The organism is Nocardia sp. NPDC052001 (assembly GCF_040680615.1).
Classification (GTDB): domain Bacteria; phylum Actinomycetota; class Actinomycetes; order Mycobacteriales; family Mycobacteriaceae; genus Nocardia.
In genome coordinates, this window is sequence record NZ_JBFAXC010000001.1 from 526,831 (window position 1) to 539,642 (window position 12,812).

General features: G+C 66.8%; 10 protein-coding genes. 5 read left to right on the forward strand and 5 right to left on the reverse strand.

Translation table 11 applies throughout. The annotated features are described in order from the left end of the window. Positions 1-60: 60 nt before the first annotated feature. From AB0L82_RS02470 to AB0L82_RS02485, 4 genes are all read left to right on the forward strand, one after another. On the forward strand, positions 61-1,695 hold the full coding sequence (locus tag AB0L82_RS02470) for a circularly permuted type 2 ATP-grasp protein (RefSeq protein ID WP_364629828.1): 1,635 nt from the start codon (positions 61-63) through the stop codon (positions 1,693-1,695). A 63-nt stretch (positions 1,696-1,758) separates the two neighbouring features. Then, positions 1,759-2,727, forward strand: coding sequence for an alpha-E domain-containing protein (locus AB0L82_RS02475; RefSeq protein WP_364629830.1), 969 nt, complete (start codon positions 1,759-1,761; stop codon positions 2,725-2,727). Then, positions 2,724-3,566 carry a transglutaminase family protein gene (locus AB0L82_RS02480; RefSeq protein WP_364629833.1) on the forward strand — a complete coding sequence of 281 codons (843 nt, stop codon included), beginning with the start codon at positions 2,724-2,726 and terminating at the stop codon, positions 3,564-3,566. Before AB0L82_RS02475 ends, AB0L82_RS02480 begins: the two co-directional genes overlap by 4 nt. A gap of 54 nt (positions 3,567-3,620) precedes the next feature. Further along, positions 3,621-4,400: an aquaporin gene (locus AB0L82_RS02485; protein WP_364629836.1), complete on the forward strand. Its 780-nt coding sequence runs from the start codon at positions 3,621-3,623 to the stop codon at positions 4,398-4,400. A 144-nt stretch (positions 4,401-4,544) separates the two neighbouring features. Here the strand turns inward: AB0L82_RS02485 and AB0L82_RS02490 are convergent, their stop codons facing one another. Genes AB0L82_RS02490 through AB0L82_RS02510 form a run of 5 tightly spaced genes read right to left on the reverse strand, consistent with a single transcriptional unit; the run spans position 4,545 to position 10,581 of the window. Beyond that, positions 4,545-5,822 (reverse strand): hypothetical protein, encoded by a 1,278-nt coding sequence (locus tag AB0L82_RS02490; protein ID WP_364629839.1) that lies wholly within the window; start codon positions 5,820-5,822, stop codon positions 4,545-4,547. 12 nt (positions 5,823-5,834) lie between these two features. Then, on the reverse strand, positions 5,835-7,256 hold the full coding sequence (locus AB0L82_RS02495) for a serine/threonine-protein kinase (RefSeq protein ID WP_364629841.1): 1,422 nt from the start codon (positions 7,254-7,256) through the stop codon (positions 5,835-5,837). Between the two features lie 8 nt (positions 7,257-7,264). Then, on the reverse strand, positions 7,265-8,500 hold the full coding sequence (locus AB0L82_RS02500; protein ID WP_364629844.1) for a hypothetical protein: 1,236 nt from the start codon (positions 8,498-8,500) through the stop codon (positions 7,265-7,267). Next, the gene (locus tag AB0L82_RS02505) at positions 8,487-9,950 is read right to left on the reverse strand and encodes a serine/threonine-protein kinase (protein ID WP_364629847.1); all 1,464 of its coding nucleotides are present in this window, start codon (positions 9,948-9,950) and stop codon (positions 8,487-8,489) included. Before AB0L82_RS02505 ends, AB0L82_RS02500 begins: the two co-directional genes overlap by 14 nt. Positions 9,951-10,005: 55 nt before the next feature. Beyond that, positions 10,006-10,581: a type II toxin-antitoxin system PemK/MazF family toxin gene (locus AB0L82_RS02510; RefSeq protein ID WP_364629849.1), complete on the reverse strand. Its 576-nt coding sequence runs from the start codon at positions 10,579-10,581 to the stop codon at positions 10,006-10,008. Positions 10,582-10,737: 156 nt separating this feature from the next. Between AB0L82_RS02510 and lepA the strand changes: the two genes are divergently transcribed. Continuing rightward, on the forward strand, positions 10,738-12,591 hold the full coding sequence (gene lepA, locus AB0L82_RS02515) for a translation elongation factor 4 (protein WP_364629852.1): 1,854 nt from the start codon (positions 10,738-10,740) through the stop codon (positions 12,589-12,591). Positions 12,592-12,812: the final 221 nt, after the last annotated feature.

Consider the following 12,812-nt stretch of genomic DNA (forward strand, 5'->3'; position numbering starts at 1 on the left):
ATACGAGAAATTTATCCCGGTCCAACTGCGTGTTGCTCCTGCGTGATGGACTATTTTTGCATGACCCCCGCCGCAGCCGCACGAGCGGCCACGGCCGCTCCCATAACGAACGGCCGCGCCGAGACCAACGGTGCGCACACAGGAGTCTTCGAGGGATACCGCCCCGGGCGTTATTCGAAGGCTTATGACGAGATGTTCGACCCCTCCGGTAGACCCCGCGCGCCCTATCGGGGCATCTTCGCGGCGCTGGCCACCATCGACGCGTCCGACCTCGCGGCGCGCGCCGAGGCGCTGGCCCGGGCCTTCGTGGATCAGGGCATCACCTTCTCGCTATCGGGCCAGGAGCGGCCGTTTCCGCTGGACCTGGTACCCCGGGTGATAGCCGCCACCGAATGGACCAAACTCGAGCGCGGCATCAAACAGCGAGTGCGGGCCCTCGAGGCCTTCCTCGCCGATGTCTACGGTGAGCAGACCATCCTGCGCGATCGGGTCATCCCGATGCGGCTGGTCACCTCGTGCGCGCACTTCCATCGCGAGGCCGCCGGGCTCATCCCGCCCAATGGTGTGCGGATTCACGTCGCGGGCATCGATCTGATCCGTGATGAGCACGGCGACTTCCGGGTGCTCGAGGACAATCTGCGCTCACCGTCCGGTGTGTCGTACGTGATGGAGAACCGCCGCACCATGGCGCGCGTGTTCCCCGACCTGTTCGCCTCGCATCGGGTGCGCGCGGTCGGCGACTATCCGAGCAATCTGCTGCGCGCCCTGCGCTGCGCCGCCGCGGCCAATGAGGCCGATCCCACCGTGGTGGTGCTCACCCCCGGCGTCTTCAACTCCGCGTACTTCGAACATTCGCTGCTGGCCAGGCAGATGGGTGTGGAATTGGTCGAGGGCCGCGACCTGTTCTGCCGCGACGGCGTCGTCTATATGCGCACCACGGCGGGGGAGCGACAGGTGGACGTCATCTACCGCCGCATCGACGATATCTACCTGGACCCCATGCAGTTTCGCCCCGATTCCATGCTCGGCGTCGCCGGAATCCTGAACGCCGCCCGCGCGGGAACGGTGGTGCTGGCCAATGCGGTCGGCAACGGCGTCGGCGATGACAAACTCATCTACACCTATGTGCCCGCGTTCATCGAGTACTACCTGGGCGAGAAACCGATTCTGCCCAATGTGGATTCGTACCGCTGCTGGGAACCCGAGGAGCGCGACGAGGTGCTCGATCGGGTCGCGGAATTGGTGGTGAAACCGGTGGAGGGCTCCGGCGGCTACGGCATCGTCATCGGACCGGACGCCACCCCTAAGGAACTGGAGGCGATACGCCGCAAAGTGCGTGCGGATCCGCGCGGCTGGATCGGCCAGCCCGTGGTGCAATTGTCCACGGTGCCAAGCAAAATCGGGCCGAAGCTGGCCCCGCGGCATGTGGATCTGCGGCCGTTCGCGGTCAATGACGGTGAGGACATCTGGGTATTGCCGGGCGGATTGACCCGCGTGGCGCTGCCGGAGGACTCGCTGGTGGTGAACTCCAGCCAGGGCGGCGGGAGCAAGGACACCTGGGTGCTGGCCGCGAGAACCTCGGGGGCGGAACGGGAATTGTCCGGGGATCAATTGGTGAGCGAACAGCTCATTCCGGGGGATCGCGATCAGGCGCGAGAACCCTCGCCCGCACGGGCGAATCAACAACAGCAATAGCAAACAACAGCAATAGCAACGGCGCTGCTGATGGGTGGAATTACAGCGTTAGGCGGTTGAATTATGTTGGCGCGCAATGCCGAATCCCTCTTCTGGATCGGCCGGTACATCGAACGCGCCGAGTACACGGCGCGAATACTCGACGTCGCGGTGCATCAATTGCTCGAGGATGCCACGGTGGACCCGGATCGAACGTCGCGAGTTCTGTTGCGGGTCTTGAGCATCGAACCGCCCGAAGAGGAACTCGACGTCTGGTCGGTGACCGAACGCGTCGCCTTCGGCCGGGACCACGGCGGTTCCATTGTCGACTCGATCAGCAGGGCTCGCGAGAATGCCCGGGGGGCAAGGGAAGTCGCGTCCACCGAAATGTGGGAATGCCTCAACTCCACCTACAACGGGCTGGCCGCGGCCGAACGCGCCGCGCGGGCGCTCGGCCCGCACGAGTTCTGCCACTACATCACCGATCGCGCCGCCATGTTCGCCGGACTCTCCGATTCCACGCTGAGCCGGGACGACGGCTATCGCTTCCTGCTCTTGGGTCGTTCCATCGAGCGCGTGGATATGACTGTGCGGCTGTTGCTTTCACGTGCGGGTGATCGCACCTCCTCGCCCGCGTGGGTGACGGTATTGCGCTCGGCCGGAGCCCACGACCCCTATCTGCGCACCCATCGCGGTGTGCTGGACGCCAATCAGATCGCCCAATTCATCCTGCTGGACCGGCTTTTCCCGCGTTCGGTCTTCCATACCCTGCGGGTGGCCGAAACCTGCCTGCAGGAACTGGATCAACGGCCCAACAGCCGTTTCGCCGCGCGACAGGAAGCGCATCGACTATTGGGGCGGGCGCGCAGCGAATTGGAATTCCTCCCCGCGACCGTCCTGCTCGAAGACCTCCCCAGCCGCCTGATCTGGTTGCAGGAAACCTGCCACGAAGTGGGAGAAGCGGTGGCGCTGCAATATTTTCACGCCGAGTCCTGGGTGTCCTGGACCGGACTGCACGGCCGCAACGGCAGCCGGATCGAGGAAGCGGTATGAGCTGGCGCATGCGGGTGGTGCACACCACCGGATATGTCTACGACGCGCCGGTATCGCGTTCGTTCAACGAGGCGCGCCTGAGCCCGCGCGCCGACAGCAGGCAGAATGTCATCCTCAATCGGGTCGAAACGGTGCCGTCCACCCGGTCCTTCCGCTACGTCGACTACTGGGGCACCGCGGTGACCGCCTTCGACCTGCACGCCCCGCACACCGAATTGGAGGTCACCAGCTCCTCGGTGGTGGAGACCGAACCCTTCGCCGGACCCGCCGAGGAACTGTCCTGGGAGGAACTGCGCGCCGGGGATATCGCCGATCGCTACGACGAATTGCTCACCCCCACCGCCTATGTGCCGCGCGAACGCCGCCTCGCCCCGGTCGCCCGCCAGCTGGCGCGCGGCGTGCCGCCCGCCAAAGCCGTTGTGCGCGGCGCGGAATGGGTGCACCGGGAAATGAACTACCTGGCCGGAACCACCTCGGTGCACACCTCCGCAGTCGAGGCGTTCGCGGAAAGACAAGGGGTTTGCCAGGATTACGCGCACCTGACCCTGCTGCTGTTGCGCGCCATGGGAATTCCCAGCCGCTACGTCTCGGGCTACCTGCACCCGGACCCCACCGCCGAAGTGGGGCGCACGGTAGCCGGGCAGATGCACGCCTGGGTGGAAGCCTGGACCGGGCAATGGTGGGGCTACGACCCCACCAACAACATTCCCGTCACCGAACAACACGTATCCGTCGGAGTAGGCCGCGATTACGCGGATGTGCCCCCACTCAAAGGTATCTTCAGCGGAAGTGGGTCGACTGATCTGGAAGTGGAAGTGGAGGTCACTCGACTCGCGTGAGGTCAGAACACAGGTGCTCTCCCATCAGGGCGGGTCGATCCGGGAAGGTGGCTGATGTCTCCCACAGCGCAGGAAGTCGTCGAAGAACTGGGCGAGATGGAACCGATCTCGCTGAGCCGGAAACTCTTCGCGGAGGGCTTCGGCACCTTCGTACTGGTGCTCGGCGGCGTGGGCACCGCGGTGCTGGCCGGGGAGCGCGTCGGCGCGCTCGGTATCGCCCTGGCCTTCGGATTCACGCTGCTGTTCCTGGTGTACGCCATCGGACCGGTCTCGGGCTGCCATGTGAATCCGGCCGTGACGGTGGGGCAGCTACTGCTGGGCCGGGTGTCGGCCGGGGTGGCGCTGGCGTACATGGTCGCGCAATTCGTGGGCGGGTTGCTCTCGGGCGCGGTGATCTACGCGATCGCCAAGAACCTGCCGTCCTATGACCGGGCCAAGGATGGACTGGCCGCCAACGGCTGGGGCGCGCACAGCCCGTCCAAGGTCGAACTGGCCGGGATCACCACCAATGGCTATGGTCTGGCCGCCGCCATCACCGTCGAGGTGATTCTCACCGCGCTGCTGGTATTCGTGGTGCTGGCCTCCACCGATCAGCTCTCGGATGTGCCGCTGGCCGGGTTGTCGATCGGCATCACCCTCGCCGTCATCCACCTGATCTCGATCCCGGTGGACAACACCTCGGTGAATCCGGCGCGCAGCCTCGCGGTCGCGTTCTTCCAGGACGGTGCGCCCGCACAGCTGTGGGTGTTCATCGTCTTCCCGCTCATCGGCGGCGTGCTCGGTTCGCTGGTCTACGGCCTTATGTTCGGCCGCTCACGGAACATGGTGAGCTGACACCTCTTCGCGATTCCCGTGCCCCCATTCCTGCGGAATGGGGGCACGGTGCGTAGCGAGGGAAGGTGCGTCCCATTCGAGAGGCGGGGTGCGCTGGAGAGGACGCGGCGTCCAGCTCTCGTCGGAGCGCACGTGTGCTCGGCGTTAGCGGGTGTTCACGAGCAGGGCGTATTGGGCGGCGGCGCGCTGGCGGGCGGTTTTCTCGTCCTGGCCGCTGACGACGGCCCAGTAGCGTCCGTCCATCAGGAAGCAGCGGTAGCGGGTTTCGCGGGCGTTGTCGGGGACGTCCTTACCTCGGAAGCAGGCTGCGTCGGGGACGCCCGCGGGGGTCGCGGCCGGGGTGTCGCCGTTCGCGGTGGCGGCCGCGACGACGCGGTCGTGCATGCTGCGCGTGTGTGCCAGGTCCGATAGTCGCATCAGCCACCAATCGCCGATGAAGGCCGCGCGCTCGATCGGATCGGGTTCGAATTTCTTGGCCGCGCCACCCTGGCCGAACAGGTGCGTGATACCGCGCGGACCGTAGACCACACCGGTGCCGTGGGCGAACCCGAACCAGTTCGCGTCCGCCGGGGTGCCCGCCTGATCCGCGGCCGGATACGGCCATGTGGTGGCGTCGGGATGCAGTAGGCGGCGCAACATATCGTCGCCGTCGAAAGGCATGGCGGACAGCTTGTCCGGTGCGGTCGGCACGAATCCGTCCAGCAGCGGGAGCTCCGCGGCCAGGGCCGCGCTCGCGCGTGCGCTCAATGCCGCCGCGTCCACCACCCGATCGGCCGCGTACACCACGACCACGAAGGATTTATGCGCCAGCGCGGTCACCAGTACGGGCGATCGCTTGCGCGAAATGCCGTAGGCGTCATCGAATCCCGGGATGGCGATCCGAATGGTGTCCGGATTGCGGGCCATATCCGCCGCCGCGATCCGGCCCGCGACGAGCCTGGCGATCGGATCCGCGCGGAAGTTCAGCACGGTCATGCGCAGAATCTTGGAATCGCCGACCGCGGGCGGGCTCGCGGGGCTGTCGGTCCCGTTGACCGCGTAGCCGGCGATCATGCCGTACTGGGCGATCGGCTGTAGCGCTATCTCCGGTGCGAGCACCGCGGTGCGCCCGGGCGTGGGCAACAGCGCCGAGCCGCCGTAGCTCAGATCCTTGTCGAAATCGGCGGGCTTGACCACCACCTCCGCCAGTCGCGCGGATTCCATGACACGCCCGTACGTGTCATTGTCATTGGCGGGCACGGCACTCGGTTGTGCGGATAGTTCGCCCATATCGAGCGCGGCCAGGTTCGGGGTGCTCTGCCGGGCATTGCCGGGCACGACCTCGCCACCGCAACCGCCGAGCACTCCGGCCAGCACGGTCAGACTCGCCGCACAGGCCATCGCGCGCCGCCGCGCGCGCTGCCGGAATTCGTCGTTCGTCACACCTGGTCCTCGCTAGATCGGGGCGTCCGGCCACCATTGGTCGTAGAGTTCACGACCGGATTTCGCCCCGGTGAATCGCATTGTGCAGAAATTGCGTGCGGCGCCGTCGAAACGGATGTCCAGCTGTCCCTTCGGGCTTCCGTCACTGTCGAAGGTCTTCCACTGCGCCTGACCGGTGCCCGAGGCGCGCGACCAGGACTCGCCGTCCTGCGGATTGCCGGTCGGCTCCAGGCCGCGCATGGCCGAGCGATCGGAGGCGCAGGTCAGCCACAGCGATACGCTGCCGGTCGAACAGACCAGGACGGGTTGATCCAGTACATCGTCGAGCGGAACCGCCCTATCCCGGTCGTCGGAGGCGGTGCACCGCAAGCCCTGATAGCCGCGCGCGGCGGGCGTGGCCGGAAGCAGGGCGGGGAAGGCGTCGACCATGAAACCGAAAGCGTGCCAGGGTGATCCGGCGCTCGCGGTGGGACCGGGGGGCGGGCCGCCGGAACCGGTCATGCGGGTGATCGTCACGATCGTCGCGGCGGCGATCACCGCCACCGTCGCCGCGATCGCGATGAGCAGGCGCGGGCGACGGCGCCGGGGCGGTGCGGACGCGTGCCCGCGCAGTGCCGCCACCGCCGCCTCGGCCAATTCACCGCAACTGCGATAGCGATCGTCCGGGTCGTACGACATGGCGCGCGCGACAACGGAATCCAATGCCTTGGGAATACCCGGGACGACGGTGCTCGGCGCGGGACGCGGCGCCGTCAAATGCGCGTGCATGACCGCGGCGGCCGTCTCACGCGGGAAAGGCACGGTCCCCGTGAGCAATTGGTGGAGCGTCCCGCCCAGCGCGTACACATCGGTGCGCTCGTCGAGCCGCCCGCCGCCGATCTGTTCGGGCGCGGCGAAGGCCAGCGTGGCCAGCACCCGGCCCACCGCCGTGAGCGCCACGGATTCCGTTATCGCGCGGGCGATTCCGAAATCGGTGACCAGCACCCGATCCGCGTCCGCGCCCGGCTCGATGAGGATATTGGCGGGCTTCACATCCCGATGCAGCAGTCCGGCGCGATGCGCGGCGTCCAGGCCCCGGGCGGCTCCGGTGATGATGGCCACCGCACGGTCCGCGGGCAGCCCGCCCTGCTGTCTCACCAACTGCGCGGCATCGCATCCATTGACGAATTGCATAGCGATCCAGAGCATGTCGCCCGCATCGCCGCAATCGTAGATCGACACGATATTCGGATGATCCAGCCGCCCGGCCAGTTCGGCCTCGCGCAGGAATCTGGCCCGGAATTCGGCATCGGCCCCGTCCGACAGGATCTTCAGCGCGTCCTGGCGCGGCAGCCGCGGATGCCGGGCCAGGTACACGCTGCCCATACCGCCCGCGCCGATCCGCCGTTCGATTCGATACCCGGCCACCACCGCACCCGGCTCCAAGGCGCGCATCCGCGGCCCTACCGGTTCCGCACCAGTAGCGCGTACTGCGCGGCGGCCCGCTGGTGCACCGACTTCTCATCGGTCGCGTTCACGATCGCCACGTAGCGGCCGTCCTGGACGACGCAGTAGTAGACCGGCACGATCTGTTCGTGCCGAAGACATTTCGCGTCCGGCACGGGCGGATTCGCCAGTGGGGTCTGCATCTGCCCGTACCCGGACTCCTCTTTCGCCAGGCGGCGGGCGGCCGTCGCGTCGCGCAGCCGGAACAGCCAGCCGCGATCGATCAGGGCGATGCTCTCGATGGCGTCCTCGGCGATACCCGCCGCCGTGCTCGCCGCAGGCAGGGCCAGCCGGGAACCATTGGGGCCGAAGACAACTCCGCTCGGTTCGAGGTAGCTGCCCTTGCCCGCGATAGTGGATCCCTGAATCTTGGTGATATACGGGTATGACCATTCGCCACGCGTGGTCGGCACCATGCGCCGCAGCATGCCGTCCGCATCGAACCGCAGTTTGGGCAGGTCCGCCACCGGGGTGGGCTGGAATCGGTCCAGGCGCGGCAGTTCGACGGCGATCGCCTTGGACGCGAGCCGGGTCAGCTCACCCAGATCGGGGTTCGGATACCGCACGAAAATCGCCACCACGTAGGTCCCGTGCGCGAGCACGAATCCGATCGTCGGCACCGTGGGCCGCCAATGTCCGCGCGCCGCAGGGTATTCCGGAAGGGTGACCGGTGCGTTCTCGGGATTCACCGCGAAATCCGCCGCCTCGATCTCGGCGGCGGCGGACTGCGCCGCCGTGGCGTCGGGCAGCCGCAGCACGGTGGTGCCCACCGACCAGGGCGGATCATTGGCCGGGCAATTCTTCGGCGGGCAGCCGTTCACCGAATACCCGGCCAGCATCCCGTATTTGGTCAGGATCGGCACCGCGACATCGGCCAGAATGCCCATGGTGTCGGCCGGGCGCGGCAGGGGCAGCGGGAAGGACGGGCTCAGCGACGGGTCCACCTCGCGCGGATCGGTCACCGCTTCGGCCATGCGCGCCGATTCGATGAGGCGACCGTATTTGTCCTTGGAATTGCTCGGTTCGGAGAGCGTCTCCGCGCCGAATTCACCGAAATCCAGTGTGCTCAGGTCGATATCGGCGGTGGTCGCGGATCCGGGCACCGTGCGGGCGCCCCACAGCAGCACCGCGATCAGCAGTGCGACCACGATGAAAGCGAGCGCGCCGAGCGCCGTGCGGTTAGAGCGGAGCATCTGGCCACCAGGTGTCGAGCAGGGTCTGACCGGTCACCGTGATGCTCCAGAGGTCGATGACGCAGAAATTGCGGGCCGGATCGTCGAACGCTATGCGGACATTGCCCTGCGGTACGCCGTTGCCGTTGCTGTCGCCCCAGACGATGCGTCCCGCGCCACTGTCGCGGGTCCACAGTTTGCTACCGGCGACGGCGATCGGCGATCCGATATCGGGCATGGACAGGCGGCTCGATAAACAGTGCACCCAGATCATGTCCACCGGATCGCCGTCCCCGCTGCACACCAGCCAGATCTGCTGCCGCCGTACATCCAGCGCCGCCGTCGCGCCCTGCTCATCCTTGGTCTCGCACCACAGACCGCCGTAGCCGCTGGTCGTCGGCGTGTGCGGCAGCAGTTTCGGGAAGGCCGCGACGGCGAATCCGGCCACGCCCCACGGGCCGCTGTCATCGGTGATCGGGGCCGCGAAAATGGTTGCGGGGGAGGACTTCTCGGGATGGTTGGTGCCGAGTACGAACGCGGTGGCCGCGATGGCGAGTACCAGGGCGACGGCGGCGACCGCGCCCGACAGCAGGCGTTTGCGGTATCCCGCCGGGTGCGGGACGGGCGCGACCGCCTCACCTCGCAGCGCCGCGCCCGCGGCTTCGGCGAGCGCACCGCAGCTCCGATAGCGCTGATCCTGTTCCTTCGCCATCGCCCGCGCGATCACCCGATCGAACTGTTCGGGCAGACCGGGCACGACTTCGCTGGGACGCGGTGGCGGCTCCATCAGATGCGCCTGCATCACCGCGACGGCCGTCTCGTGCGGGAAAGGTTTGGCGCCGGTGAGCAATTGGTACAGCGTCGCGCCGAGGGCGTAGACATCGACGCGGTGGTCGAGGGTTTCGCCGCGCAGCTGTTCGGGGGCCGCGTAGGCGACGGTCGCGAGCACTTCACCGGCGGCGGTGAGTTCGGTGGATTCGCCTATGGCGCGGGCGATTCCGAAATCGGTGACCAGCACGCGATCCGGGCCGTCCGGATCGGGGGAGACGAGGATATTGGCGGGCTTGACATCGCGGTGCAGCAGTCCGGCCGCGTGCGCGGCATCCAGGCCGCTCGCCGCTTCGGTGACCACATGTACCGCGCGTTCGGGCGGCAGGCCGGACGGGAATTCGCGCAGCAGGTCGGCGGCGTCCGCGCCCTCGACGAACTGCATTGCGATCCAGAGGGATTCGTCCTCCACACCGCGATCGAGGATCGCCACCACATTGGGATGCGCCAGCCGGGCGGCGAGTTCGGCCTCGCGCAGGAAGCGCGCCCGGAACTCGTCATCCGAACTGCTGGTGTCGGACAGCACTTTGAGCGCGATCTGGCGGGGTAGTCGCGGATGGCGCGCCAAGTACACCGAACCCATACCGCCCGCGCCGAGCTTGCGTTCGATCCGAAAGCCCGCGAACACTTCTCCCGCCCGCACGGACAGAGTGTCCGTTTACCGACCGGTCTCGTCAATACCCTGCGATAAAAATCGGCTAATGCCAGTGGTATTCGGCGCACAGGCGATGCGCGACCAGGTCGAAAGTCTTGCGCGGCACGATCGCGCCCTCCCGCCGGATACCGTCCTCCGGCACATCGAGCACCCGATCCAATCGCACCCAGCTCGGCCGCCCCGCGTGATCCCACGCCCCCGGGCCGATGCCGACCCAATTGTCATGCCGCGCGTGATCCTCATTGCTGGACAGCATCAATCCCAGCAGCGTGCCGCGCTCGCGCCCGACCACCAGCACCGGACGGTCCTTGCCATTGCTCGGATCCTCCTCGTACGGCACCCAGGTCCACACGATCTCGCCCGGATCGGCCCGCCCGTCCAACTGCGGGCTGTACACGATCTGCCGCGCCCGCTCCCGCGACGGCACCCCCGCCGACGACGTCGGCCGCACCTTCACCGGCGCGGGCTTCGGTGAGATCGCACGCGCCGCCCGCCCCCACACCGAGGACCCGGCCACCCGCTCGATCAACTTCGGTCCCTGCTGCTTCACCAGATGAGAACCCTGTTCCTTAGCCACGATCCCCAACTGCTTCCCCAGCGCGTTCCACCTGCCAGCCATGCGGGGAGCATAGTGGCGCCGCGCGATGTTCTCATCCGGGCCGGATTCGCCTGTGCGAATGGGCCGTTCGCGCACTGGTGACTCCGCTGGCGAGAGCGGTACCTGGCGCAACGTAGACTTCGGGGTTGACATGCCGCTGTTTCGCCATGCCGAGGAGTGACTCCGATTAGCAGTTTCGCCGATACGACGTTCACCGATCCGTCCCGGATCAGGAACTTCTGCATCATCGCCCATATCGACCACGGGAAATCGACCCTGGCCGATCGCATGCTGCAACTCACCGGTGTGGTCGAGGAGCGGGCCATGCGGGCCCAGTACCTGGACCGGATGGATATCGAGCGGGAACGCGGTATCACCATCAAGGCGCAGAATGTGCGGCTGCCGTGGCAGGTCGATGGTGAGGACTATGTCCTGCATTTGATCGATACGCCGGGGCACGTCGACTTCACCTATGAGGTGTCGCGTGCGCTGGAGGCGTGTGAGGGCGCGATCCTGCTGGTCGACGCGGCGCAGGGGATCGAGGCGCAGACGCTCGCCAATCTGTATCTGGCGATGGACAAGGACCTCACGGTCATTCCGGTGCTGAACAAGATCGACCTGCCGGCCGCGGACCCCGATCGGTACGCCGCCGAGATCGCGCACATCGTGGGCTGTGAGCCCGAGGATGTGCTGCGGGTCTCCGGTAAGACCGGCGTCGGTGTGGCCGAACTGCTGAATGAGGCCGTGCGCGTGGTGCCGCCGCCCGTCGGGCAGGCCGACGCTCCGGCGCGTGCCATGATCTTCGACTCGGTATACGACACCTATCGCGGTGTCGTCACCTATGTGCGTGTGGTGGACGGCAAGCTCACCCCGCGCCAGAAGATCAAGATGATGTCCACCGGGGCCACGCACGAACTGCTCGAAATCGGCATCGTGTCACCCGAACCCAAGCCCACCCAGGGGCTGGGCGTCGGTGAGGTGGGTTACCTCATCACCGGTGTGAAGGACGTCCGCCAGTCCAAGGTCGGTGACACCATCACCAGCGCCCGCGACGGCGCGACCGAGGCGCTCACCGGATACCGCGAACCGCGGCCCATGGTCTACTCCGGGCTCTACCCGGTCGACGGCTCGGACTACCCGAACCTGCGTGACGCGCTCGACAAGCTCCAGCTCAACGATGCCGCGCTCACCTATGTGCCGGAAACCTCGGTGGCCCTCGGCTTCGGCTTCCGCTGTGGCTTCCTCGGACTGCTGCACATGGAGATCACCCGCGAACGCCTCGAGCGCGAGTTCGGGCTCGACCTGATCTCCACCGCGCCCAACGTTATCTACCGCGTGGTCATGGAGGACGGCACCGAACACGTCGTCACCAATCCCTCGTACTGGCCCGAGGGCAAGGTGAAGGAGATCTACGAACCCATCACCAAATGCACCGTGATCGCGCCGAGCGAATTCATCGGCACCATCATGGAGCTGTGCCAGGCGCGGCGCGGTGAGCTGCTCGGTATGGACTATCTGTCCGAGACCCGCGTGGAGATGCGGTACACGCTGCCCATGGCGGAGATCATCTTCGACTTCTTCGACTCGCTGAAATCCCGCACCCGCGGCTACGCCTCGCTCGATTACGAGGAGGCGGGCGAGCAGGCCGCCGCGCTGGTCAAGGTCGACATCCTGTTGCAGGGTGAGGCCGTGGACGCGTTCTCGGCGATCGTGCACAAGGATGCCGCGCAGGCGTACGGGCACAAGATGACCACCAAACTGCGCGAGCTCATTCCGCGTCAGCAGTTCGAGGTGCCGATTCAGGCCGCCATCGGATCCAAGGTCATCGCGCGCGAGAACATCCGCGCCATCCGCAAGGACGTGCTGGCCAAGTGCTACGGCGGTGACATCAGCCGTAAGCGCAAACTGCTGGAGAAGCAGAAGGAAGGCAAGAAGCGGATGAAGACCATCGGCCGCGTCGAGGTCCCGCAGGAAGCCTTCGTGGCGGCGCTGTCCACCGATTCGGCCTCGGACGGCAAGGCCAAGAAGTAACTCTCGAGCTCCCGTGCCCCGCTGCCTGACGGCAGCGGGGCACTGTTGTAGATGGGGTGGGGTGGGTGGCCTGACGGCCGCGAGGCGGCGGGCTCGACTGGCGAAAGCCTCGCGATGCAAGGCTTGCCATGCGAGGTTTGCGAAGTTCGGGTTGGGCGGTGGGCGTGCGATTTCCGAGGTGATTTGCCGGTCGGGCGCACGGTTGGCTTTGCAGCCAGATT

Excerpts from the sequence above, each read along its gene's own strand:
- AB0L82_RS02495 (WP_364629841.1), bottom strand. The coding sequence starts at position 7,256 with ATGCGCGCCTTGGAGCCGGGTGCGGTGGTGGCCGGGTATCGAATCGAA.
- AB0L82_RS02480 (WP_364629833.1), top strand. The coding sequence starts at position 2,724 with ATGAGCTGGCGCATGCGGGTGGTGCACACCACCGGATATGTCTACGAC.
- AB0L82_RS02500 (WP_364629844.1), bottom strand. The coding sequence starts at position 8,500 with ATGCTCCGCTCTAACCGCACGGCGCTCGGCGCGCTCGCTTTCATCGTG.
- AB0L82_RS02510 (WP_364629849.1), bottom strand. The coding sequence starts at position 10,581 with ATGGCTGGCAGGTGGAACGCGCTGGGGAAGCAGTTGGGGATCGTGGCT.
- AB0L82_RS02470 (WP_364629828.1), top strand. The coding sequence starts at position 61 with ATGACCCCCGCCGCAGCCGCACGAGCGGCCACGGCCGCTCCCATAACG.
- AB0L82_RS02475 (WP_364629830.1), top strand. The coding sequence starts at position 1,759 with ATGTTGGCGCGCAATGCCGAATCCCTCTTCTGGATCGGCCGGTACATC.
- AB0L82_RS02485 (WP_364629836.1), top strand. The coding sequence starts at position 3,621 with ATGTCTCCCACAGCGCAGGAAGTCGTCGAAGAACTGGGCGAGATGGAA.